The sequence below is a fragment of the Cucumibacter marinus DSM 18995 genome (assembly GCF_000429865.1).
Lineage (GTDB): Bacteria > Pseudomonadota > Alphaproteobacteria > Rhizobiales > Devosiaceae > Cucumibacter > Cucumibacter marinus.
The window spans coordinates 55,410-75,692 of sequence record NZ_AUCR01000011.1; the positions used below are offsets into that span (position 1 = coordinate 55,410).

At 63.2% G+C, this 20,283-nt stretch carries 20 protein-coding genes and 1 riboswitch; of the genes, 10 read left to right on the forward strand and 10 right to left on the reverse strand.

Annotated features, from left to right (window positions below; genetic code table 11):
• Nucleotides 1-31 precede the first annotated feature (31 nt).
• Nucleotides 32-481 carry a group III truncated hemoglobin gene (locus tag G489_RS19680; protein WP_051332435.1) on the forward strand — a complete coding sequence of 150 codons (450 nt, stop codon included), beginning with the start codon at nucleotides 32-34 and terminating at the stop codon, nucleotides 479-481.
• On the opposite strand, the gene G489_RS0108415 is transcribed toward G489_RS19680, so the two are convergent.
• The 9 genes from G489_RS0108415 to G489_RS0108455 form a co-directional block, all read right to left on the reverse strand.
• On the reverse strand, nucleotides 478-1,647 hold the full coding sequence (locus G489_RS0108415; RefSeq protein ID WP_029041175.1) for an MFS transporter: 1,170 nt from the start codon (nucleotides 1,645-1,647) through the stop codon (nucleotides 478-480). The two genes, G489_RS19680 and G489_RS0108415, sit on opposite strands and share 4 nt — an antisense overlap.
• Before the next feature lie 153 nt (nucleotides 1,648-1,800).
• Nucleotides 1,801-2,400: a HupE/UreJ family protein gene (locus G489_RS0108420; RefSeq protein ID WP_029041176.1), complete on the reverse strand. Its 600-nt coding sequence runs from the start codon at nucleotides 2,398-2,400 to the stop codon at nucleotides 1,801-1,803.
• Nucleotides 2,401-2,435: 35 nt separating this feature from the next.
• Nucleotides 2,436-2,618: riboswitch (cobalamin riboswitch) on the reverse strand.
• Between the two features lie 39 nt (nucleotides 2,619-2,657).
• Nucleotides 2,658-3,356 carry a tRNA (guanosine(37)-N1)-methyltransferase TrmD gene (gene trmD / locus G489_RS0108425; RefSeq protein WP_029041177.1) on the reverse strand — a complete coding sequence of 233 codons (699 nt, stop codon included), beginning with the start codon at nucleotides 3,354-3,356 and terminating at the stop codon, nucleotides 2,658-2,660.
• Nucleotides 3,353-3,955 (reverse strand): ribosome maturation factor RimM, encoded by a 603-nt coding sequence (rimM, locus tag G489_RS0108430; protein ID WP_051332436.1) that lies wholly within the window; start codon nucleotides 3,953-3,955, stop codon nucleotides 3,353-3,355. The genes trmD and rimM overlap by 4 nt, the downstream gene beginning before the upstream one ends.
• 24 nt (nucleotides 3,956-3,979) lie before the next feature.
• Nucleotides 3,980-4,432, reverse strand: coding sequence for a 30S ribosomal protein S16 (rpsP, locus tag G489_RS0108435; RefSeq protein WP_029041179.1), 453 nt, complete (start codon nucleotides 4,430-4,432; stop codon nucleotides 3,980-3,982).
• A gap of 28 nt (nucleotides 4,433-4,460) precedes the next feature.
• Nucleotides 4,461-6,062: a signal recognition particle protein gene (gene ffh, locus G489_RS0108440; RefSeq protein ID WP_029041180.1), complete on the reverse strand. Its 1,602-nt coding sequence runs from the start codon at nucleotides 6,060-6,062 to the stop codon at nucleotides 4,461-4,463.
• A 221-nt stretch (nucleotides 6,063-6,283) separates the two neighbouring features.
• Nucleotides 6,284-7,333: a glycosyltransferase family 2 protein gene (locus G489_RS0108445; RefSeq protein ID WP_162142414.1), complete on the reverse strand. Its 1,050-nt coding sequence runs from the start codon at nucleotides 7,331-7,333 to the stop codon at nucleotides 6,284-6,286.
• Nucleotides 7,330-7,905: a cupin domain-containing protein gene (locus G489_RS0108450; protein WP_081691469.1), complete on the reverse strand. Its 576-nt coding sequence runs from the start codon at nucleotides 7,903-7,905 to the stop codon at nucleotides 7,330-7,332. Before G489_RS0108450 ends, G489_RS0108445 begins: the two co-directional genes overlap by 4 nt.
• A 107-nt stretch (nucleotides 7,906-8,012) precedes the next feature.
• Entirely contained in the window at nucleotides 8,013-8,492 is a 480-nt protein-coding gene (locus G489_RS0108455; RefSeq protein ID WP_029041183.1) for a MarR family winged helix-turn-helix transcriptional regulator, read from the reverse strand.
• Between the two features lie 299 nt (nucleotides 8,493-8,791).
• On the opposite strand from G489_RS0108455, the gene ectA reads away from it, so the two are divergent.
• The 5 genes from ectA to G489_RS19690 all read left to right on the forward strand — a co-directional run bounded on the left by ectA (nucleotide 8,792) and on the right by G489_RS19690 (nucleotide 13,735).
• Nucleotides 8,792-9,364 (forward strand): diaminobutyrate acetyltransferase, encoded by a 573-nt coding sequence (gene ectA, locus G489_RS19685; RefSeq protein WP_081691470.1) that lies wholly within the window; start codon nucleotides 8,792-8,794, stop codon nucleotides 9,362-9,364.
• A gap of 63 nt (nucleotides 9,365-9,427) precedes the next feature.
• Nucleotides 9,428-10,729, forward strand: a complete 1,302-nt coding sequence (gene ectB / locus G489_RS0108465; RefSeq protein ID WP_029041184.1) for a diaminobutyrate--2-oxoglutarate transaminase — start codon at nucleotides 9,428-9,430, stop codon at nucleotides 10,727-10,729.
• A gap of 18 nt (nucleotides 10,730-10,747) precedes the next feature.
• Nucleotides 10,748-11,149 (forward strand): ectoine synthase, encoded by a 402-nt coding sequence (locus G489_RS0108470; protein WP_029041185.1) that lies wholly within the window; start codon nucleotides 10,748-10,750, stop codon nucleotides 11,147-11,149.
• Between the two features lie 151 nt (nucleotides 11,150-11,300).
• On the forward strand, nucleotides 11,301-12,248 hold the full coding sequence (gene thpD, locus G489_RS0108475) for an ectoine hydroxylase (protein ID WP_029041186.1): 948 nt from the start codon (nucleotides 11,301-11,303) through the stop codon (nucleotides 12,246-12,248).
• A gap of 38 nt (nucleotides 12,249-12,286) precedes the next feature.
• The gene (locus G489_RS19690) at nucleotides 12,287-13,735 is read left to right on the forward strand and encodes an aspartate kinase (protein ID WP_035872074.1); all 1,449 of its coding nucleotides are present in this window, start codon (nucleotides 12,287-12,289) and stop codon (nucleotides 13,733-13,735) included.
• Between the two features lie 133 nt (nucleotides 13,736-13,868).
• Here the strand turns inward: G489_RS19690 and G489_RS19695 are convergent, their stop codons facing one another.
• Entirely contained in the window at nucleotides 13,869-15,413 is a 1,545-nt protein-coding gene (locus G489_RS19695; protein WP_081691471.1) for a methyl-accepting chemotaxis protein, read from the reverse strand.
• A gap of 190 nt (nucleotides 15,414-15,603) precedes the next feature.
• Between G489_RS19695 and dapF the strand changes: the two genes are divergently transcribed.
• From dapF to G489_RS19700, 4 genes are read left to right on the forward strand one after another with little or no spacing between them, the layout of a single operon-like run.
• The gene (gene dapF / locus G489_RS0108490; RefSeq protein ID WP_029041187.1) at nucleotides 15,604-16,470 is read left to right on the forward strand and encodes a diaminopimelate epimerase; all 867 of its coding nucleotides are present in this window, start codon (nucleotides 15,604-15,606) and stop codon (nucleotides 16,468-16,470) included.
• Nucleotides 16,467-17,735 carry a tRNA (N(6)-L-threonylcarbamoyladenosine(37)-C(2))-methylthiotransferase MtaB gene (gene mtaB, locus G489_RS0108495; RefSeq protein WP_029041188.1) on the forward strand — a complete coding sequence of 423 codons (1,269 nt, stop codon included), beginning with the start codon at nucleotides 16,467-16,469 and terminating at the stop codon, nucleotides 17,733-17,735. The genes dapF and mtaB overlap by 4 nt, the downstream gene beginning before the upstream one ends.
• A 28-nt stretch (nucleotides 17,736-17,763) precedes the next feature.
• On the forward strand, nucleotides 17,764-19,140 hold the full coding sequence (gene ftsY / locus G489_RS0108500) for a signal recognition particle-docking protein FtsY (RefSeq protein WP_029041189.1): 1,377 nt from the start codon (nucleotides 17,764-17,766) through the stop codon (nucleotides 19,138-19,140).
• Nucleotides 19,137-20,237, forward strand: coding sequence for a threonine aldolase family protein (locus G489_RS19700; protein ID WP_051332439.1), 1,101 nt, complete (start codon nucleotides 19,137-19,139; stop codon nucleotides 20,235-20,237). Before ftsY ends, G489_RS19700 begins: the two co-directional genes overlap by 4 nt.
• Nucleotides 20,238-20,283 lie beyond the last annotated feature (46 nt).

The window sequence follows — 20,283 nt, forward strand, 5'->3', positions numbered from 1 at the left end:
GAATGCGCCATGCGAACCCGGAGGCGTCACAATGTTGTCAGACCGCCATCATCCGGCGCTTGATGAAGCCCTTATCGACCGACTGGTACGGCGCTTTTATGCCCGGGTGCGCGAAGACGCGGATCTGGGGCCTATCTTTGCCCGCGCGATCGGCGATGACTGGGAGCCGCATCTTTTGACCATGGTCGATTTCTGGTCCTCGATTACCCTGTCGACGGGGCGATACAAGGGCCGGCCCATGCCCGCGCATTTCAAGCATCGCGACGTGATCCGGCCAGAACATTTCGCCATTTGGCTCAGACTTTTCGAAACCACAGCGCATGAGGTCTGTCCGCCGGATGTGGCCGAGGGGTTTGTCGAGAAGGCGCAACGCATTGCCCGCAGCCTGATGGCGGGGCTGTTCTATGATCCGGCACAGGACCGCGCCGAAGCGGCGGGGATCACCCCGGCTATGCGGCGGGTGACGCGACCAGGACGTTAGGCACCGGAGGCGGATGCATCGCGGGCGGCGATGCGCCAGGCAAGGCCGGCGCTGGCGAGGATGAGCGCGGTGGCTGCGGCGACCGTCAAATCAAAACCGAACTGGGCGTAGATTCCTCCGAGCAGCATCGGGCCGAGGAATACGGCGAGATAGGTCGCGCTGGTTTGCAGACCCATCACCGAACCACGGGCCGAAGGGTGCCGACCGGACAGAAGCTGGATCAGCAGGTTGAGCCCGGCATGATTGACCAGGCCCCAGACAAAGGCCGTCAACATGGCCAGCAGCAAATGGGCGGTGCCCGGGATCAACGTGACATAGACGATCGCGATCACGCCGAGAACGAGGGGAAAGATGCGTGTCGCGGCAAAGCGGTCGAACAGGCCCATGACATAGCCGGTCAGCCCGAAGCCGGCGCCATAGCCGAGCACGACGAGCCCCGCCTCGGCGGACCCGACGGCAAGGGTCTGGCGCACATGGTCGCCGAGATAGGCATAGATGCCGTAAAATGCGGTCATATAGCCAAGGCAGATCGCGATCAGGGGCAATATGCCCGGTAGCCCGAGCGCCCGGGCGGGGGAAATGGTGGCCTGTTTCCGTGCGGCCGGATCAAGCTTCGGCAGGCGATGGAAGCCGAAAAGGGTCAGCAAAGCGGCGAAAGCAATCAGGACATAAATGGTCCGCCAGCCCGCCCATTCGGCGATGAAAGCCGAGGCGGGCACGCTCAGGACGAGCGAAATGCCCCAGCCGCGCAGAATACGGCCGAGCACCCGCGCGCCCTGGCCGGGCGGTGCGCTGGCTGTCGCGCTGGCATAAACGGCGGGCAACATGACCCCCACCGCAGCGCCCACCGCGATCTGGCTCAGCGCGAGCATGATCCAATTGGCACTCAGAGCGCTGCCAACAAGTCCGGCAATCTGAAGGAGCGCACCGGTTTGCAGGACCCGTCGGATACCCAGGCGGTCGATCCAGCCGGCCAGAAAGAATGAAGACAAGGCCGTTGCCGCCCCGAAGGCCGCGATGACCCGGGCGATGACGACGGGTGTGGTGGCGAAGTCGCGGGCAACGTCGGTGAGGACCGGGCTCAGGACGAAGGAATTCGACCCCATGACCACCACGGCGGTGGTGAGGGTGGTGATCAGTGCGGTGTTGTTGTCGGGCGCGGTCAAGGATGTGGCGTTCGCGGATGGTGTTCGAGGGCCTCATCCTATGTGCCGGGGAGACCGGTCGGAAGCCGTTGGACCCACCAAAAAAGGCTGCCCTGACGGACAGCCTTTCTCGATCGGATCAGAAAACCCGGGCGATTCACCATGTGCGGGTCATCAGGCAAGCCCGGCGGCGAGGCCAAGGCCCACAAGCGCTGTAACACCGGCACCGATCCGGGCTAGCGTGCGACCCATCCGGCTGGCCGCAGCCGAACCGGCGAATCCGAGGCCGAGACCGGCGGCATGCAGCAGTGCCGTGGCAGCAGCAAAGCCGAGCCCATAAGTCAAACCGGATGTGGCGACGGGCATTTCCGCGCCGTGGGCCACGCCATGGAACAGGGCGAAGGCACCGACCGTCGCCATGGCGGCGCCAAGCGGGATGGGGCGTCCCAGTGCGCCGAGTGTGCCGATGACGATCACCGAAGCCAGAATGCCGAATTCAAGGAAGGGCATTTCAAAACCGACAAGGCCGAGGCCGAAACCGGCAACCATCATGCCGACAAAGCTCAGCGGCACGAGATAAAGCGCGCGGCCACCCATGACATAGGCCAGGAAACCGACGCCGAGCATGGCGAGGATGTGGTCAAGACCGCCAATGGGGTGGGCGAAGCCGTGCCAGAAACCATCGGCCGGGGTGTGACCGCCGGCATGGGCGAAAGCGGCAGCCGGCAGCAGGACAGCCGCAGCAGTGGCGGCGGTGAGGATCAGTTTGCGCATGGTTCTCCTTTCCGGGACCCACCGTCCCGATCTTTGCGCGTTTCAATGGGACGGCCGGTCTCCTGGCTCGGGCCAACTCCTCCGCCTTCCCGGCTTGCGCCAGTGGCATTTCGGAGGGGCGTGATGCCCTTACAGTCGCGGGGGCGGCACCGGTCTTTCACCGGCTTCCCGTTTCACGCGCGTTTTGCACCGCGCGCACCGTCCCGACCCTTGTGGCAGGGGCAAGGGCGATAGGCAAGCGAGGAAGGAAGGAAAGCTCAGTCGTTTCCGCGATCAGGAGGCAGCAGATCCGGCCGGCGGGCGCGGGTGAGAGCCTCGGCCTGTTCCTTGCGCCATTTCACGACCTTGCCGTGATCGCCCGAAGTCAGCACTTCGGGGATGGTTCGGCCTTCGAATTCGGCTGGGCGGGTATATTGCGGATATTCCAACAGCCCGGATTCAAAGCTTTCTTCCGCATGGCTGTCGGTGCCGCCCATCACGCCCGGCAGCAGCCGGACCGCGGCTTCGAGCAGTGCCATCGCCGCAACCTCACCGCCAGAGAGCACATAGTCGCCAACAGAGACTTCGATCAACTCGCGCGCCTCGATGACGCGCTGGTCGATGCCCTCGAACCGCCCGCAAACTATAACCAGCCCGGGACCAGCGGCGAAATCGCGAACCATTTTCTGGGATAGCGGCGTGCCGCGGGGCGACATCACAAGGCGCGGGCGGGGATCGGTATCGGGGCTCACATCATCGATGGCACGGGCGAGAACATCGGGCCGCAAGACCATGCCCGGGCCGCCGCCGGCCGGGGTGTCGTCGACCGAGCGGTGCCTGTCGGTGGCGTAGTCGCGCAATTGATGCGCCTTGAGGGACCAAAGCCCGTCTTCAAGCGCGCGGCCATGAATGGAGGCGCCCAGAGGACCGGGGAACAGGTCTGGAAACAGGGTGATGATTTCGGCGTCAAAGCTCATGACGCCGGATCCTCGTCCCTTGCGTCACCCGGCTCGTCGTCTGCGTCTTCGAATGTGCCAAGCGGCGGATCGATGATCAGATAGCCGTCTTTCAGCCGGATGGTGGGCACGACCTGGCGAGTGAAGGGCACAAGGACGCTCGGGGCGCCTTCGGGCTTCACTTCCAGGATGTCGTTGGGGCCGTGATTGAAGATCGCTGTGACGGTGCCCAGCGTCTCGCCCGCGTCGGTGCGGGCCGTCAGGCCGATGAGGTCGGCGTGATAGAACTCGTCCTCATCCTCGGTCTCGGGCAGGCTGTCGCGCGGCACATAGAGCCCGACGCCATTCAGCGCTTCGGCGGCATTGCGGTCGGTCACGCCCTTGATCGTTGCGATGACCATGGCCTTGTTGAGCCGGGCCCTGCCGATTTCGATGGTGAGGCCGGGCCGGTCGGTGACAAGCGGCCCATAGGCACCGAGGGCCATGGGGTCCTCGGTGAAACTCTTGATGCGCACTTCGCCCTTGATGCCGTGGGCCGCACCGATGCGGCCCAGAAGCACGTGGCCGGAAGGCGCGCGACGGGCGGGACCCTTTTGGTGGTGTGAGCGAGGGTTCGCCATCCCGTCAGCCTTTCAGCGCGGACCTTACTCCGCCTTTTCTTCGGCAGCTTCCTCGGCGGGCGCTTCTTCAGCCGGAGCTTCTTCGACAGGAGCCTCTTCGGCCGGAGCGGCAGCTGCCTCGGCCTCAGCGGCCTTCTTGGCTTCTTCGGCTTCGCGCTTTTCCTCGATGCGGTCGAGCGCCTTCTGGCCCGGCTTGGCCTTGTTCGGGTTGTTGCGCGGCTCGCGCTTCAACAGGCCGGCAGCGTCGAGGAAGCGGTGCACGCGGTCGGTCGGCTGGGCGCCAACGGACAGCCAATGTTCCACACGGGCGCTATCGAGCTTGACGCGTTCATCGGAATCCTTGGGCATCATCGGATTATAGGCACCGATGCGCTCGATGAAGCGGCCATCGCGCGGCGAACGGGAGTCGGCAACAACAATGTGGTAGTAAGGGCGCTTCTTGGCGCCGCCGCGGGAAAGGCGGATCTTGAGGGACATTGGGTTCTCCGTAAAAAAGTTTGTCCGGTTACTTCTTTTTCCCTGAGCCCTTGCCGAGGCCGAGACCAGGCAGGCCGGGGAATTTCGGGTTGCCGCCAAGCCCGGGCATCGAGCCGGAACTCTTGAGCAATTCATTGACGTTCTTGGGCAGCGCCTTCATGTCGCCATCGCCCGCAGCCGGCTGATCGCCGCCGCCGAACTGTTTCTGCATTTCGGCCAGCGCCTTGGGGTCGAGCTGGGAGGGATCCATGCCGGCGGGCAGGCCACCCGGCATACCCCCTGGCATACCTCCGCCCATGCCGCCCATCAGGCCGGCGAGGCCGCCACGACCGCCCTTGCCGAGCTTTTTCATCATGTCCGCCATCTGGCGGTGCATCTTGATCAGCTTGTTGATCTCGGAGACCTCGGTGCCTGCGCCCGAAGCAATGCGCTTGCGGCGCGAGGCGTTGAGCACCGCCGGATTGGCGCGCTCCTTCTTGGTCATCGACTGGATAATGGCGATCTGGCGGTCGAATACCTTCTCATCGACATTGGCGCCGGCCATGGCCTTTTTCATCTTGCCCATGCCGGGCATCAGGCCCATCAGTGCGCCCATGCCGCCCATCTTCTTCATCTGCTCGAGCTGGCCCTTGAGGTCCTCGAGGTCGAAAGAGCCCTTTTTGAGCTTCTTCGCCATCCTTTCCGCCTCTTCGGCGGAAACGGTTTCGGCGGCCTTTTCGACGAGCGAAACGATGTCGCCCATGCCCAGAATGCGGTCGGCGATGCGGCCGGGGTGGAAATCCTCGAGCCCGTCGAGCTTTTCACCAACACCGATGGCCTTGATCGGCTTGCCAGTGACCGCGCGCATCGAGAGCGCGGCGCCGCCACGGCCATCGCCGTCAACACGGGTCAGCACCATGCCAGTGACCGCGAAACGGTCATTGAAGGATCGCGCGACATTGACTGCGTCCTGACCGGTCAGCGCATCGGCGACGAGCAGGATTTCATGCGGCTCGGCAATGTTGCGGACGGCCTCGGCCTCGGCCATCAGCTCTTCGTCGATATGGGTACGGCCGGCCGTGTCGAGCATGACAACGTCATAGCCGCCGAGCCGGGCTTCCTTGAGTGCGCGGGCGGTGATCGCCTCGGGGTCCTGGCCGGGCACGATGGCGAGGGTCTCGACCCCGATCTGGGTGCCAAGGGTTGCGAGCTGCTCCATCGCGGCGGGGCGGCGCGTATCGAGCGAGGCCATCAGGACCTTCTTGTTCTCGCGCTCCTTGAGCCGCTTGGCGATCTTTGCGGTCGAGGTGGTCTTGCCCGAGCCCTGCAGGCCGACCATCATGATGGCAACCGGGGCGGGGGCATTGAGATCGATCGGTTCGGCATCGGCGCCAAGCACAGCGACGAGCTCGTCGTGAACGATCTTGATGACCTGCTGGCCGGGGGTGACCGATTTGGTCACTTCGGCACCAATGGCGCGTTCGCGCACCTGTTCGACAAAGGCGCGCACGACCTCGAGCGAGACATCGGCCTCGATCAGCGCGCGGCGGACTTCGCGCAGCGCCGCGGAAACGTCGGCTTCGGAAAGCGCGCCGCGCCGGGTCAGGCCTTCAAAGATCTTGCCGAGACGATCGCTCAGACTGTCGAACATCACTCATTCCTTTCCTGCCGGGTCACAAGAACCGCTTCTCGAACCCTATCTTGCGGCCAATGTGGTCCCCCCGGTGCCGCGGCGCAAACCCGCAAAGCAAAACGGCATCCGCGGGCGCAACGCGCTGGCGGATGAGGACCGCCTGCCTCCCGGGCAGGCTAGTGGCTCGCTCGATAGTTATCGGCAGAGTGCGCGCTTCATAAGCCGCGGGGGCGCGGGAGTCAATCGCGGCGGGCGATCAGGCGTCCCAGGGCCCTGACAGGCGCGGTCAGGCGCCAGCTGGTCGAAGACAGAAAGGCATCGCGTTCTCCGCGCAGGCGGACGCATTCTGCCTCGAGGGTGGCACTGGCCTGTTTGAGCGATCCGAGTTCGCTTTCAAGCGCCTCAAATCGCCAATCGGACACGGGCGCAGGCTGTGCATCCAGTAGATGCAGCACCATGCGCCGGATCACGAGATCGCAGGCAGCGCGGATGTCGCGGGCAAAGCCGTCGGGATCGGCAAACCGATGTCGCGCATAAGCCGATTGGGGGGTCGCGTCCGGAGCGACCGGCCGCCGCAAGGCGAGAGGCCACCAATCGGCGTTGTCGGCAAGGTCGAGGAAGGCGGCCAGCCGGGAAAAGTGGGAGTCCCGGCGGGTTTTGCGCGAGGCCTTGAAATGCATCATCGTCATCAAGGGCAGATGCCGGCAGGCAGCGGGGGAATGCGCGCCAATGATCCGCTGCCACAAGCGCCAATCGCCGGAGGCGCTGACATCTTCGGGCCAGGCGCCGCGCTGGGGCAAGGCGTCGGCGCGATACATGACAGTACCGGCAGCAAGGGTGTTCCCGGCTTCGAGAAATACCGTCATTTCGGCAGGGATTTCGAGATTGGTGAGATCGGGAGCGGCAACGCTGTCCGCTGACACCCAGACCGCAAGGCTGTGCGCGAACACGACCTCCGGGTCGGTGAAGGTTGCCGCCAGCCGCTCGAGGTGATCGGGAAACATCAGATCGTCATCGGCGGCAAAAGCAATCAGGCGGCCCCGCGATTGCGCCAGGGCGACGTTGCGGTTGGCGTAACCGAAATGAGGTGCCTTGGGCAGATCGAACCAACGGATGCGCGGATCGGTATAGCGGGTGACCACCTCGCGCGTTGCGTCGGCGACGCCGTCGCCCACCAGCAGCAATTCGAAATCGTCAAGGCTCTGGTCGAGCACCGAGTCGATCGCCAGACCCAGCACGTCGGGCCGGGCATGGGTCGGCATCAACACTGAAACCTGGGGTGCGCTCACCAGCCCGTCGCGGCGCCGAAGTCGAAGGGGATGAGGTCCGTATCGAGCGGCAGGCGGTATTTGTCGGGGTTCTCGTGATTGTACTGAATGGTGGGGAAGTTGACGACGCGGCATGTGCCTTCGCCGATATTGTGGTCCGCATGCCAGACGAATTTGGGCACGTTCATCAGCCGGGGGGTCGCTGCCGACAGGACGACCCGGCAGATGTGACCGCAGGTGGAGGATTCGGGCCGGGGGTCAAACATGACCACTTCCATTTCCCCGTCGATGACCAGATAGCGGTCCTCATGCAGCTTGTGCAGCCCCCAGCCCTTCACCAAGCCGGGCCTGATGCTGAAATGGTAGCAGAAGACCAGCGGATCGGGATGCCAGTCCCAGCGCGGATCGAAAAATTCCGTGACACTGCCCCGGTCATCACGATGGGTGACCAGATCGCGGAAAACCAGCCCGTCAATCATCGGGGCAATCGGGGCGCCGTCCTTTACGGTTTCGACATCCTGCTTGGCTGCCTGAAGGGTCCGTTCGAGAATATTCTCGCCGGGACCGACGTTCGAAACCTTGCTTCTGTGCATGGGGAGCCTCCAACCCGGCCATACCCGGCAGCGCCACCGTTTGTGTTCCGGCGGGCGGCGGCTATTTGCGGGAAACTGGCGCCTCTTCAGTCACGTTCTGCCCGGACTTACGGGGCATGGTCAAGCGAAGCCGCGTCGAAGACCGGGGCGACGTCGAGGTCGGCAGCGCCGAGCATATCCGAGATGCGTTCGAGGGAAGCGATCAGCATGGCCTGTTCCCAGTCCTCGAGCTCGGCGAAGCGCTGCTGGAACTTGTCATGCACCGCATCGGGCGCGCGGGCGAGGATCTGCTGACCGGCATCGGACAGGGACAGCCAGACCTGGCGGCGGTCGGTCTCGCCCTTGCGCCGGGTGATAAGCCCCCGATTCTCCAGTTTCTGGATCAGGGCGGTGGTGGTGGCCTGGGTGATGCCCATTCGGGTCGCCAGCTCGCCGGCGGTCAATTCGCCGCCGTCATCGAGAATCTGCAACAGGACGAGTTGCGAAGCACTCAGCCCGGTCTCGCGCAGCAAGGCCTTGGAGTTCGATTCGGTCACACGAAGGATGCGGCGCATGGCGCGCAACACCGCCCTGGTTCTGTTGTCCACTGTCTCGCCCTTCTATCGAGGTGTTGATGTCAGCTTATCGCCCGGATGGCGGGACCGGAAGTCCCTGTGGCGCGGAAATTTAGTTCGTTAAACCAAATGCTCTGCCGCATTTTTGGCCCAATCACTGATTTACGTCTAATTAGTTAATTCGAGATGCCAAAATAAAAATATTGAGAAATATCAGATTTTTAGCGGAACCAGGCTCGGAGTCGTGCGTTCATGCTGTTGACATATCTTTCGTATGTACTAACTAAACGACCGACGCCAATCAGATGTATCCCATGAGAGGGCAAAGTTCGATGACATCTCCTGCTACCGTTTCCGATCTCACTTCAGCCGGCCAGCCGGCGAAGGCTGAAGCGGAGCTCAAGATTCGCGTTCCCGAGGATCAGGATGGCACGGCCATCTGGGATTTGATCCAGCGGTCGGGCACGCTCGATGAGAATTCGATCTACTGTAATCTGCTGCAGTGCACGCATTTTGCCGAGACCTGCGCGGTCGCCGAACTCGATGGCGAGACCGTGGGCTGGGTGTCGGGCTATATCCCGCCCAGCGAGCCGGATGTGCTTTTCATCTGGCAGGTCTGTGTCGACGAAAAGGCGCGCGGGCGCGGGTTGGCGAAGAAGCTCATCCACTCTGTGCTGCGCCGCAAGGCCTGCCAGAAGGTGAAGCGCCTGCATTCGACCATCACAGAGGACAATGAGGCCTCCTGGGCCCTGTTCTCCTCGATTGCCGACGGGCTCGACACCGAGCTGTCGCGGACTCCGCATTTCGAGGACGAGGATCATTTCGATGGCCGCAAGCCGACCGAGTTCCTCGCGGATATCGGACCGTTCGAACGGCACGTGATTTCCATCCGGTCCGCCGCCTGAGCGGACGACCGGATTCGCCCGCCCGGGGGTATCCGGGCATTCCAACAACCGAAATGGTGACCCATGTCTACGGACACAACCGCTGTGACAGCGGACAAACAGGTATTCGAACGCGTCGAGAGCCAGGTGCGCAGCTATTGCCGCGCCTTTCCCGTCGTGTTCACGGCTGCGCGCGGCGCAACGTTGAGCGGCGCCGACGGACACAGCTACACGGATTTTCTGGCCGGGTGTTCCTCGCTCAATTACGGGCATAACGATCCGGACATGAAGGCGGCGCTTGTCGATTACATCACCGCCGACGGGATCACCCATGGCCTCGACATGTTTACCGACGCCAAGGCGCAGTTCCTTGCCGCTTTCGAAAAGCTGATCCTTCAGCCGCGCGGTCTCGATTATCGCCTGCAGTTTACCGGCCCGACCGGCGCCAATGCCGTGGAAGCCGCGATCAAGCTGGCGCGCAAGGTGACCGGTCGGCACAAGATCGTCGCCTTCACCAACGGGTTCCACGGTGTGACCATGGGCGCGCTCGCCGCGACCGGTAACCAGGGCCATCGCAATGGTGCCTCGGCGCCGCTCAACGGCGTCGATCGGGCGGCCTATGACGGCTATTTCGGCGACGGCGTCGATACCGCCGACCAGCTCGATACGCTGTTGAGCGACGGCTCCTCGGGTTATGACGCCCCGGCCGCGTTCATCGTCGAGCCGGTACAAGGCGAAGGCGGGCTCAATGCGGCCAGTGCCGAATGGATGCGCAAGATCGAGAAGATCGCGCGCAAGCATGGCGCCCTGCTGATCGTTGACGACATCCAGGCCGGCTGCGGGCGCACGGGCACGTTCTTCTCCTGGGAAGAGTTCGGCATCTCGCCGGATATCGTGACCATGGCCAAATCGCTGTCGGGCATGGGGCTGCCTTTTGCCATGACGCTTTTGAAGCCGGAACACGACATCTGGGGCCCGGCGGAACATAACGGCACGTTCCGCGGCAACAACCATGCCTTCGTGACCGCCCGCGTGGCGCTCGAGAAGTTCTGGGCCGACAAGGCGTTCGAGACCGAGGTCAAGCGCAAGGGTGAACACCTCAAATCGCGCCTTGAAGCGATTGCTGAACGGCACGGGCTGACCCTGAGAGGCCGTGGCATGATGCGCGGCATCAACACGGGGAACGGCGAAACCGCCTCGGCGATCTGCAAGCGCTGCTTTGACGATGGCCTGATCATCGAGACCTCGGGTGCCGATGATGAAATCGTCAAGGTGCTGGCGCCGCTGACCATCGATCTGGATCAGTTCAACGCCGGACTCGACATCATGGAAGACGCGTTCGAAGCGGTGCTCGGCCAGGAGCGCCCGCGCAACGCGGCTGAATAAGATAACAGGATCAACAAGATGATTGTACGCGACCTCAATCTGCTGCGGCAGACGGACAAGCTGGTTTCGACGAAAGGCTGGGATTCGACCCGGATGCTGCTGGCGGGCGACGAGATGGGTTTCTCGTTCCACATCACGCGCATCTTCGCGGGTACCGAGCACCAGTTCCATTACAAGCACCATCTTGAATCGGTCTATTGCGTCGATGGCACCGGCGAGATCGAGGACCTGGCGACCGGCGAGGTCCATCCGATCAGGCCCGGCGTCATGTATGCGCTCGACAAGCACGACAAGCATCGGCTCAAGGCCGACACGGAACTGGTGATGGCGTGCTGCTTCAATCCGCCCGTGACCGGGCAGGAAGTGCACCGGGAAGACGGTTCCTATGCACCGGCGCCGGAGAAAACGGCAGCCGAGTAGCAACGGTTCGGGCAAAGGGACGTTGACCGTGTCGGGTGGCCCCGAATGGTCGGGGTCCCTTTGCCCATTCATCCTGGAGCCCGGCGCCTTCAAAAGGCGCCGCACCGGGCCCAGACAATGGGCGGATCTTCAACGCTAAGGAGGCGAACAAATGGCGGACCAAGCCAACCGATCGCACGCAGTCGATGCGTATCCCACCAGAATGCCGGCCATGGAACACTGGCTCGAGCGCAAGGACCCTGTCGTTTGGGCCCATGAGGAACCGAAAGCGCCTTTGACCGAGGAAATGGTTGCGGATTTCGACCGTGACGGCTTTCTGATTCTCAGGGACCTGTTTTCCGAGGACGAGGTCAATGCGCTGCAGGAAGAGTCCCGGGCCCTGCGTGCAGGCGAGAGGGCACTCGATCCCGAAAGCCTGATCACCGAGCCCGAAAGCGAGGCCGTACGCACGGTCTTCCAGCTCGAGTTGCAGAGCCCGGTCTTTGCCCGGCTGGCCGCCGATAAGCGCATTGCCGGCGCGATCTCGCACCTGCTCGACGATCAGGTCTACGTCCATCAGTCGCGGCTCAACTACAAGCCGGGCTTCACCGGCAAGGAATTCTACTGGCATTCGGATTTCGAGACCTGGCACGCCGAAGACGGTATGCCGCGGATGCGCGCGATCTCGGCCTCGGTGCTGCTGACCGACAATGATGCGCTCAACGGGCCGCTGATGCTTATTCCCGGTTCGCACAAGACTTTCGTGGCCTGTGCCGGGGAGACGCCGGATCAGAACTACAAATCCTCGCTGAAAAAGCAGGAGATCGGCGTGCCGAGCCACGACACGCTGGCGGACATGGCCGATCAGCACGGCATTGAATATGCCTCGGGCAAGGCCGGGACGGTGATCCTGTTCGATTGCAACACGCTGCATGGCTCGAACGGGAACATCACCCCGTTCCCGCGTTCGAATGCCTTTTTTGTTTACAACGCCTGGGCCAACCGGCCGAAGGCGCCTTTCGCGGCGGCGCATTACCGCCCCGAATTTCTCGGGGTGCGCGAACCGCACGAACCCCTTTCGATTGTCTCCGGGCCGATCCGCTCGGGACAGAATCAGTAGAGTGAAGGTGCAGCGAAAAGCTGTGCCCTGGAGGCAAAATGACCTCGCATAGCGTCGAAAAGATCGGCGGAACGTCCATGTCCCGGACCCAGGAATTGCTGGATACGGTTCTTCTGGGCAACAGGACAAAAGACGAGATCTACAACCGCATCTTTGTCGTTTCCGCCTATGGCGGCATGACGGACGCGCTTCTCGAGCACAAGAAGTCGGGCGAAGCAGGGGTTTATGCCCTGTTCGCCTCGGCCCATTCGGACTGGGCCTGGGGCGATGCGCTGACCGGCGTGCTTGCCAGGATGCAGGAAAAGAACGCCGAGATCTTTTCCGATGCGGCAACGCTGGCCGATGCCAACGCCTTCATCAAGGAGCGGGTCGAGGGCGTGCGCAGCTGCCTCATCGATCTGAACCGGCTGTGCTCCTACGGGCATTTCAAGCTCGAGCATCACCTTTTGACCGTCAGGGAAATGCTGGCGGCGATCGGTGAAGCGCACTCGGCACATAACACGGCGCTGCTTCTGCGCCAGCATGGCGTCAATGCACGGTTCGTCGATCTGTCGGGTTGGCGCGAAGACGATCAGCACGGGCTCGATGAGCATATCCGGCATGCCTTTGCCGATATCGATCTGAGCAACGAACTGCCGATCGTGACCGGCTATGCCCAGTGCCGCGAGGCCCTGATGCAGACCTATGACCGCGGCTATACGGAAGTGACGCTGTCGCGGCTCGCGGTTGTCACCGGCGCCGGCGAAGCGGTCATTCACAAGGAGTTCCATCTGTCCTCCGCCGATCCGCGGATCGTGGGCGAAGACAAGGTGCAGGTGATCGGCGAGACCAATTACAATGTCGCCGACCAGCTCTCGAATATGGGTATGGAAGCCATTCACCCGCGCGCGGCCAAGGGGCTGCGCCAGGCCGGCATTCCGCTGCGCGTCAAGAATGCGTTCGAGCCGGATCACGCCGGGACGCTGATCAAGGGCGAACTGGAAGCCGGCGAGCCGGGGGTCGAAATGGTGACCGGCCTCAAGGGTGTCTATGCGTTCTCCGTGTTCGAGCAGGACATGGTCGGGGTCAAAGGTTATGACGCGGCGATCCTCGATGTGCTCAAGCGGCACAAGGCGCGGATCGTCACCAAGACCTCGAACGCGAACACGATCACCCACTTCCTCGATGGCACGCCCAAGGCGGTCAAGCGCTGCGAGGCGGATCTTGCCGGGCTTTACCCGCAGGCCGAGATCACCTCGCGCAAGGTGGCGATCGTCTCGGCGATCGGGCGCGACCTCAACTCGCCCTCGATCCTGACCTCGGCGATTGCGGCGCTGGCGGAAGCGGGCATTACCCCGCTCGGCCTGCATGACCTGATGGGCAAGGTCGATCTGCAGATCGTGATCGATGAAGCGGATTTCGAGACCGCCATTGCTGCACTGCACAAGGCGCTTGTCGAAGACGAGTGCCGGAGCGCCGAAAAGATCGAGAAGCTGCGCGCTGCCTGATCGGGCGGTGCCGGCCCATCCGTCGTCCTTCGACGAGCTCAGGATGAGGATGGTTGAAGTCACATACGGACGTGAAAAAGCCGGGCAATGCGCCCGGCTTTTTTTGTTCTGGTTCCGATGATGTTCGGCCGGGTTAGACTTTAAACCCGATGCGGAAGCCGCCCCAATGCCGGCCGCGCACATAGATCGGGGCCGAGCAGTCCTTCATCAGGACGAAATTCCCGCCGCCCATATCGCGCCGATAGGTCTGGAGCAGGAAGGGCTTTTCGCTCTTGCCCGCCGAAAGGCCGGTACGATCGTCGAAGATGCGGCGATTGCGGCAATTGGCGGCGTTCCAGACCGGGTCGTTGGTCTGGGCTTTCGAATAGACGAGATTGTGGGTCGGCAGGTAGCCGTTGATGTCGACCGCCGCGCAAAAGGTGATGCGCGGGTCCATATCGACAACCGGTTCCTGGATTGCGGGCAGGGTCTTGTCGGTGAAGCCCAGGAAACGGGTGGTCACCTGTTGGGGGTTGGTGCCCGGGATGGGCCGGTAATTCTGGTCGAACAGGGCATCCATGGTCAGTTCGCCGCGTTCGAGGGCAGCCTCGAACAATCCGGCGATCTCGGCGGCCTTGTCCTGGGCGATCTTGATGATCGGGGTGTCGGCGGTCTCGATGCCCGACTGGGCGATGAAGAGCATGAAATCCTCGGAAATGCCGAGGATCGAATTGGCGCGCTGTTCGGCTGTGCCGAGCCTTTCGCGGGACTGCTTGACGGTGGAGACCAGTTCGCCAAGCCCTTCGCGCACGGCCTCGAAGCCATCGATATTCTGCTGTACCGGCTGGGACATGGCACCGATATCGGAGACCAGCTCGTCGACCGAACCGACAAGATCCTTCAGCTTGTCGGACACTTCGGCGGCAGCGGCGGAATCATTGGCGGCGTCTTCGGCGGTCTGGGCATTGTCGACCGCGGTCTGCTGCAGTTCGGTCAGCACCGTGCCAAGGGTCTCGAGGTGCTCGCGGGTCTGGCCGGAAAAATCCTCGATCTGGTCGGCCAGGGATTTGACCGCATTGGCAATGATGGCGAAGCCACGCCCGGCATCGCCTGCACGGGCAGCCTCGACGCTGGCATTGAGGGCCAGAAGCTTGGTTTCGCGGGCGATCTGGGCGATGGCCGACGATGCGGTCTGCACATCGCGCAAGGTGCCATCGACGCTTTCGAGCGTGGTGCGCATCGACACTGCGCCCTTTGACAGGGTGTGCATGGTCGTGGTGGCACGGGCGACCACGGTTTCGACGGTCGTGGCGCTTTCGGTCAAGACGGATCGGGTGGCGCTGGCCGCCTCGCGGGTCGATTCCATCGAGCGCGACAGGCTCGCCGTTGTCTCGTTCATGTCGCGGGCAGCGGCCATGACCTGGCGGGCGCTGTCGGCCTGCTTGATGCCGATGGCGGACAGATCGGTGATGATGCCAACGACATCGGCGATCTCGACGCCTAGGCGCCCGGCGCGTTCCCCGATATCGCCGAGTTGGGCCGCCTTGCGTCCATGGGCCGGGCTGTCTGTGCCGGCCTGAGGCGGTTTTGCGCTTGAGGACGCAGCGGCATGAGCATTGGGATCGATAGCATTGGGATCGATCCCACTCTCCTCGGCTTCAGCGTCCTCGATGATGTGTGCAAGATTACTAGCTGACATGGTCTCCCTCCGCGCAGCAGACCCAATCTATTTGCAAATGGAAAACCAATCATTAACTACGCTGGCGGCCAGACCGGTTTTTCGTGCAATCCTGCCCCGCGCGCGCCGGTCTTTATGTTCAGGGCATTTTGCGCCATAAGGAGCGGGTTTGCGGGCGTCTCCAACTGTGCCCGCGCCAGGAATTCACGTCATGAGCGCCAGCGTCGCCTATAAAAAGATGAACGGACTTGGGAATGATTTTGTCGTGTTCGATGCGCGGCAGAAGCCGGTCAAGCTGAGCGCCGACCAGATTCGCCGTGTGGCCGACCGTGAAAAGGGAATCGGCTGCGACCAGGTGATCGTGATCTCTCCGCCGCGTTCGGACGGGGTCGATGCGATGATGCTGATCTATAATGCGGAAGGTGGCGAGGTCGATGCCTGTGGCAATGCCACGCGCTGCATCGCCGCGCAGCTGAGCGACGAAACCGGCCGTGCCGATACGGTCATCGAGACCAATGCCGGGGTCTTGCGCGCGCATCGCGACGGTGATCTCGTCAGCGTCGATATGGGCACGCCCAAGCTCGACTGGGAACAGATCCCCCTGGCCGAAGAGTTCCGCGACACCCGCGGGATCGAATTGCAGATCGGGCCGATCGATGCGCCGGTGCTGCATACGCCTTCGGTGGTCAATGTCGGCAATCCGCATGCGATCTTCTGGGTCAAGGACCTCGATGCCTATGATCTGGGGCGGTTGGGGCCGCTGCTCGAAAACCACCCGATCTTTCCCGAGCGGGCCAATATTTCGCTGGCGCGGATCGACAGCCCGACCGAAATCACCATCCGGGTCTGGGAACGCGGGGCGGGGCTGACCCGGGCCTGCGGTACCGCTGCCTGTGCGGTGGGGGTTGCGGCGGTGCGCAAGCAGTTCACCGAGCGCAAGGTGACCGTCAACCTGCCCGGCGGTCCGCTGGTCATCGAATGGCGGGACGAGGACGGTCACGTGATCATGTCCGGCCCGTTCTCGTTTGACGGCGAGGGTGAACTGGCGCCCGATTTCTTTGCGGAGAGCGCGGCATGAGTGTGCGCACGCTCACCTTTGGCTGCCGGCTCAACTTCTTTGAGTCAGAGGTTATCAAGGACCAGGCGGAAAAGGCCGGGCTGGACGATGTAATCGTGGTCAATTCCTGTGCCGTGACCGCAGAAGCGGTGCGTCAGACCCGCCAGGCGATCCGCAAGGCGCGGCGCGACAATCCGGAAACCCGGATCGTCGTCACCGGCTGTGCGGCGCAGACCGAGGCTGCGACCTTCGCCGAAATGGCCGAGGTCGATGCGGTGATCGGCAATGCCGAGAAGATGACCGAGACCGCCTATAAGGGCCTCGACTTCTCGCTCGAGGGCGAAGCCAAGATCCTCGTCAATGACATCATGGCTGTGCGCGAGACTGCCGAACACATGATTGACGGGTTCGACGGGCGGGCCCGGGCGTTTGTTCAGGTGCAGAACGGGTGCGATCATCGCTGCACCTTCTGCATTATCCCTTATGGGCGCGGGCCATCGCGGTCGGTGCCGATGGGGGCGGTGGTCGACCAGATCAAGCGGCTTGTCGCCAATGGCATCGGCGAGGTGGTGCTGACCGGGGTCGACATCACCTCTTATGGCGGCGATCTTCCGGGCACGCCAAGCCTTGGCAAATTGACCCAGTCCATCCTCAGGCATGTGCCGGATCTTCAGCGGCTGCGCATCTCCTCGATCGATTCCATCGAGGCGGACGAGGCCCTGTTCGAGGTGATCTCCGGGGAGCGACGGCTGATGCCGCATCTGCATCTCTCGCTGCAGTCGGGCGACGACATGATCCTCAAGCGCATGAAGCGCCGGCATCTGCGCGGGGATACGCTCGACTTTGTGCACAAGGCGCGCGAATTGCGGCCCGACATGGTGTTCGGTGCCGATATCATTGCCGGTTTCCCGACCGAAACCGAGGAGATGTTCGAAAACTCGATGAAGATCGTCTCGGAGGCCGGGCTCACCTATCTGCATGTCTTTCCCTATTCGAAGCGCCAGGGGACGCCGGCCGCGCGTATTCCGAACCAGGTTTCCAAGGCCGTTGCCAAGCAACGCGCGGCGCGATTGCGTGCGCTCGGCGAACAGCAGTTCGAGGCGCTTTGCATGAGCCGAATCGGACAGAGCGAAAATGTTCTCATCGAGCGCGAAGGGCTGGGGCGCACCGAGCAGTTCGTGCCGGTGAAGCTTTCGGCCGGGCAGCCGGGCGATATCGTCGCGGTCGATATCGTGGGCACCGAGGCCGGCGGCCTGATCGGCGAAATCCGGAAAAAGGCGGCCTGACGGCCCGATCCATCCGCTACGGGGTAGTATGAGCGATAGTCCAAAGCGCGGCCTTTTCGGGCGGCTGTTCGGCAAGTCCAGGGCACCTGAAGACAAGGATCCTAAAAAGACGGATCCCGAAAAACAGGAAACGCCCCAGAAACCGGAAACGCCTGCACCGGAAACCGCGTCAGATCAGGATGACGCACCGGTTGTTGCGCCGGCTGAGGGCGGTGAGGACCGGGCAGAAAGCGTTCAGGCTGACATGGTGGTGCCGCCTGCGGCACCGGGCGATGTCGAGACCGTCGATCCCGCCAGGCTCGAGCCTGCCGAGCCCGAGCACGCTGAGCCCGAACCCGCCAGCCTTGACGTGAGCGAAGCGCGCGACAGCATTCCTGAGCCTGAGCCTGAGCCTGAGCCTGAGCCTGAGCCTGAGCCTGAGCCTGAGCCTGAGCCTGAGCCTGAGCCTGAGCCTGAGCCTGAGCCTGAGCCTGAGCCTGAGAAAAAGCGCGGCTGGTTCGCGCGGCTGACTGGCGGGCTCAAGAAGACCTCCGACCAGCTGACCGGCAACATCGCGGCGGTCTTCACCAAGCGCAAGCTCGACGATGCGACGCTTGAAGAGCTCGAGGACGTGCTGATCCAGGCCGATCTCGGGGTTGAGACGGCGATGGCGATCACCGAAGCGCTGGCAAAAGACCGCTATGACAAGGACATCTCGGAAGAGGACATCCGCACCGTGCTGGCCGCGGAGGTCGAGGCAGCGCTGACCCCGGTCGCGCAGCCGCTGACCATCGATGCGGGTCATGCCCCGCATGTCATCCTGATGGTCGGGGTCAATGGTTCGGGCAAAACGACGACCATCGGCAAGCTGGCTTCCAAATACAAGGCGGAGGGCAAGTCGGTGATGCTGGCGGCGGGCGACACGTTCCGCGCCGCAGCGGTCGAGCAGCTCCAGATCTGGGGCGAGCGTTCCGGCGTGCCGGTGATCGCCAAGGAGACCGGCGCTGATGCCGCGGGTCTCGCCTTCGACGCGGTGACCGAAGCCAAACAAAACGGCACCGATGTCCTGATCATCGACACGGCCGGCCGGCTGCAGAACCGGGCCGAACTGATGGCCGAGCTCGAAAAGGTCGTTCGCGTGATCAAGAAGGTGATGCCAGAGGCGCCGCATTCGGTGCTTCTGACGCTCGATGCGACGACGGGACAGAACGCCCTCAACCAGGTCGAGATCTTCGGCAAGACCGCCGGGGTCACCGGGCTGGTGATGACCAAGCTCGACGGGACGGCGCGCGGGGGTATTCTGGTGGCGATCGCCAAGCGGTTCGGTCTGCCGGTGCACTATATCGGGGTCGGCGAGGGGATCGACGATCTCGAGCCGTTTGCGGCAAGGGATTTCGCTCTAGCGATTGCGGGGGATGCAACATGATCGACAGAAATCTGATGAATGACTGCCAGCACTTTTTGAGCGGGCATGGCGTTCAATCGATGAAAGACCGCCTGACGGCGCTGGCCAACAGCCCGCACGCCGAAGGCGGCGAGGATTTCTACGGGGAAAGCGCGGCGGTGAAAGCCTTGACCGACCGGGTCACGGGACTGACAGGCCAGCAAAAAACGATCTTTGTGCCCAAAGGCATGATCGCCCAGATGGCTGCGCTTCGGGTGCACACCGCGCGGACCGGGCGGCCAAGCGTCGCGATCCACCGGCTCAGCCATTTCGATTTCGACGAGATGGGGGCGCTCGAGCGATTGCACGGGCTCACCATCCTGCGCACCGGCTCGCCGCAGAACCCGTTCACCGTCGCCGATCTCGACGCGCTGGGGGAAAAGCCGGGTGTCGTCTCGGTCGAACTGCCCTTGCGGCGCGCCGGCTACCGGCTGACCCCGCTCGATGATCTGCGCGCGATTGCGGCCTGGTGCCGGGCCTGGGATGTGCCGCTGCATATCGATGGCGCGCGCGGCTGGGGCGCCGCGGTTGCCTATGATCTCGAACTCAGCGAAATCGCAGGGCTCGCGGATTCCCTTTATCTGAGCTTTTACAAGGAACTCGGCGGGATGGGCGGGTGCACGCTTGGGGGTGAGCGCGCCTTTATCGAAGAGGCCAGGCCCTGGATCGAACGCCATGGCGGGCTGATTTTCCGCGCCTTTCCCTATGCCATTGCGGCACAGGAGGGAATGGACGCGCATCTGGGCCGGCTGGGTGAGTACCAGGCGATGGCGCGCAAGATCGCCCAGTCGATCAATGTGACCGAAGACATGCATACCGAGCCGATGGTGCCGCATACTGGCGGATTCCAGATCGTTCTCGATGTGCCGCCGGCCGCCGCCGAAGCAGCTCTCGAAGAATTGACGCGTGAAAGCGGGGTCTGGCTGACCGCCGGTTTCTATGAGCGCCGTAACGAGAATGAATGCGCCTTCGACGTTGAAATCGGTGCCGCCGCGGCCGCGATGACCCATGGGCAATGGGTAGCCCATCTGGCGACGCTGGTGGCCAAGGCCAAGGAAAAGGCCGCCTCTACCGCATAGGCTGCGCTCTTGACCCGACCACTTGACCCGGCTCTGGGGGGCGTCC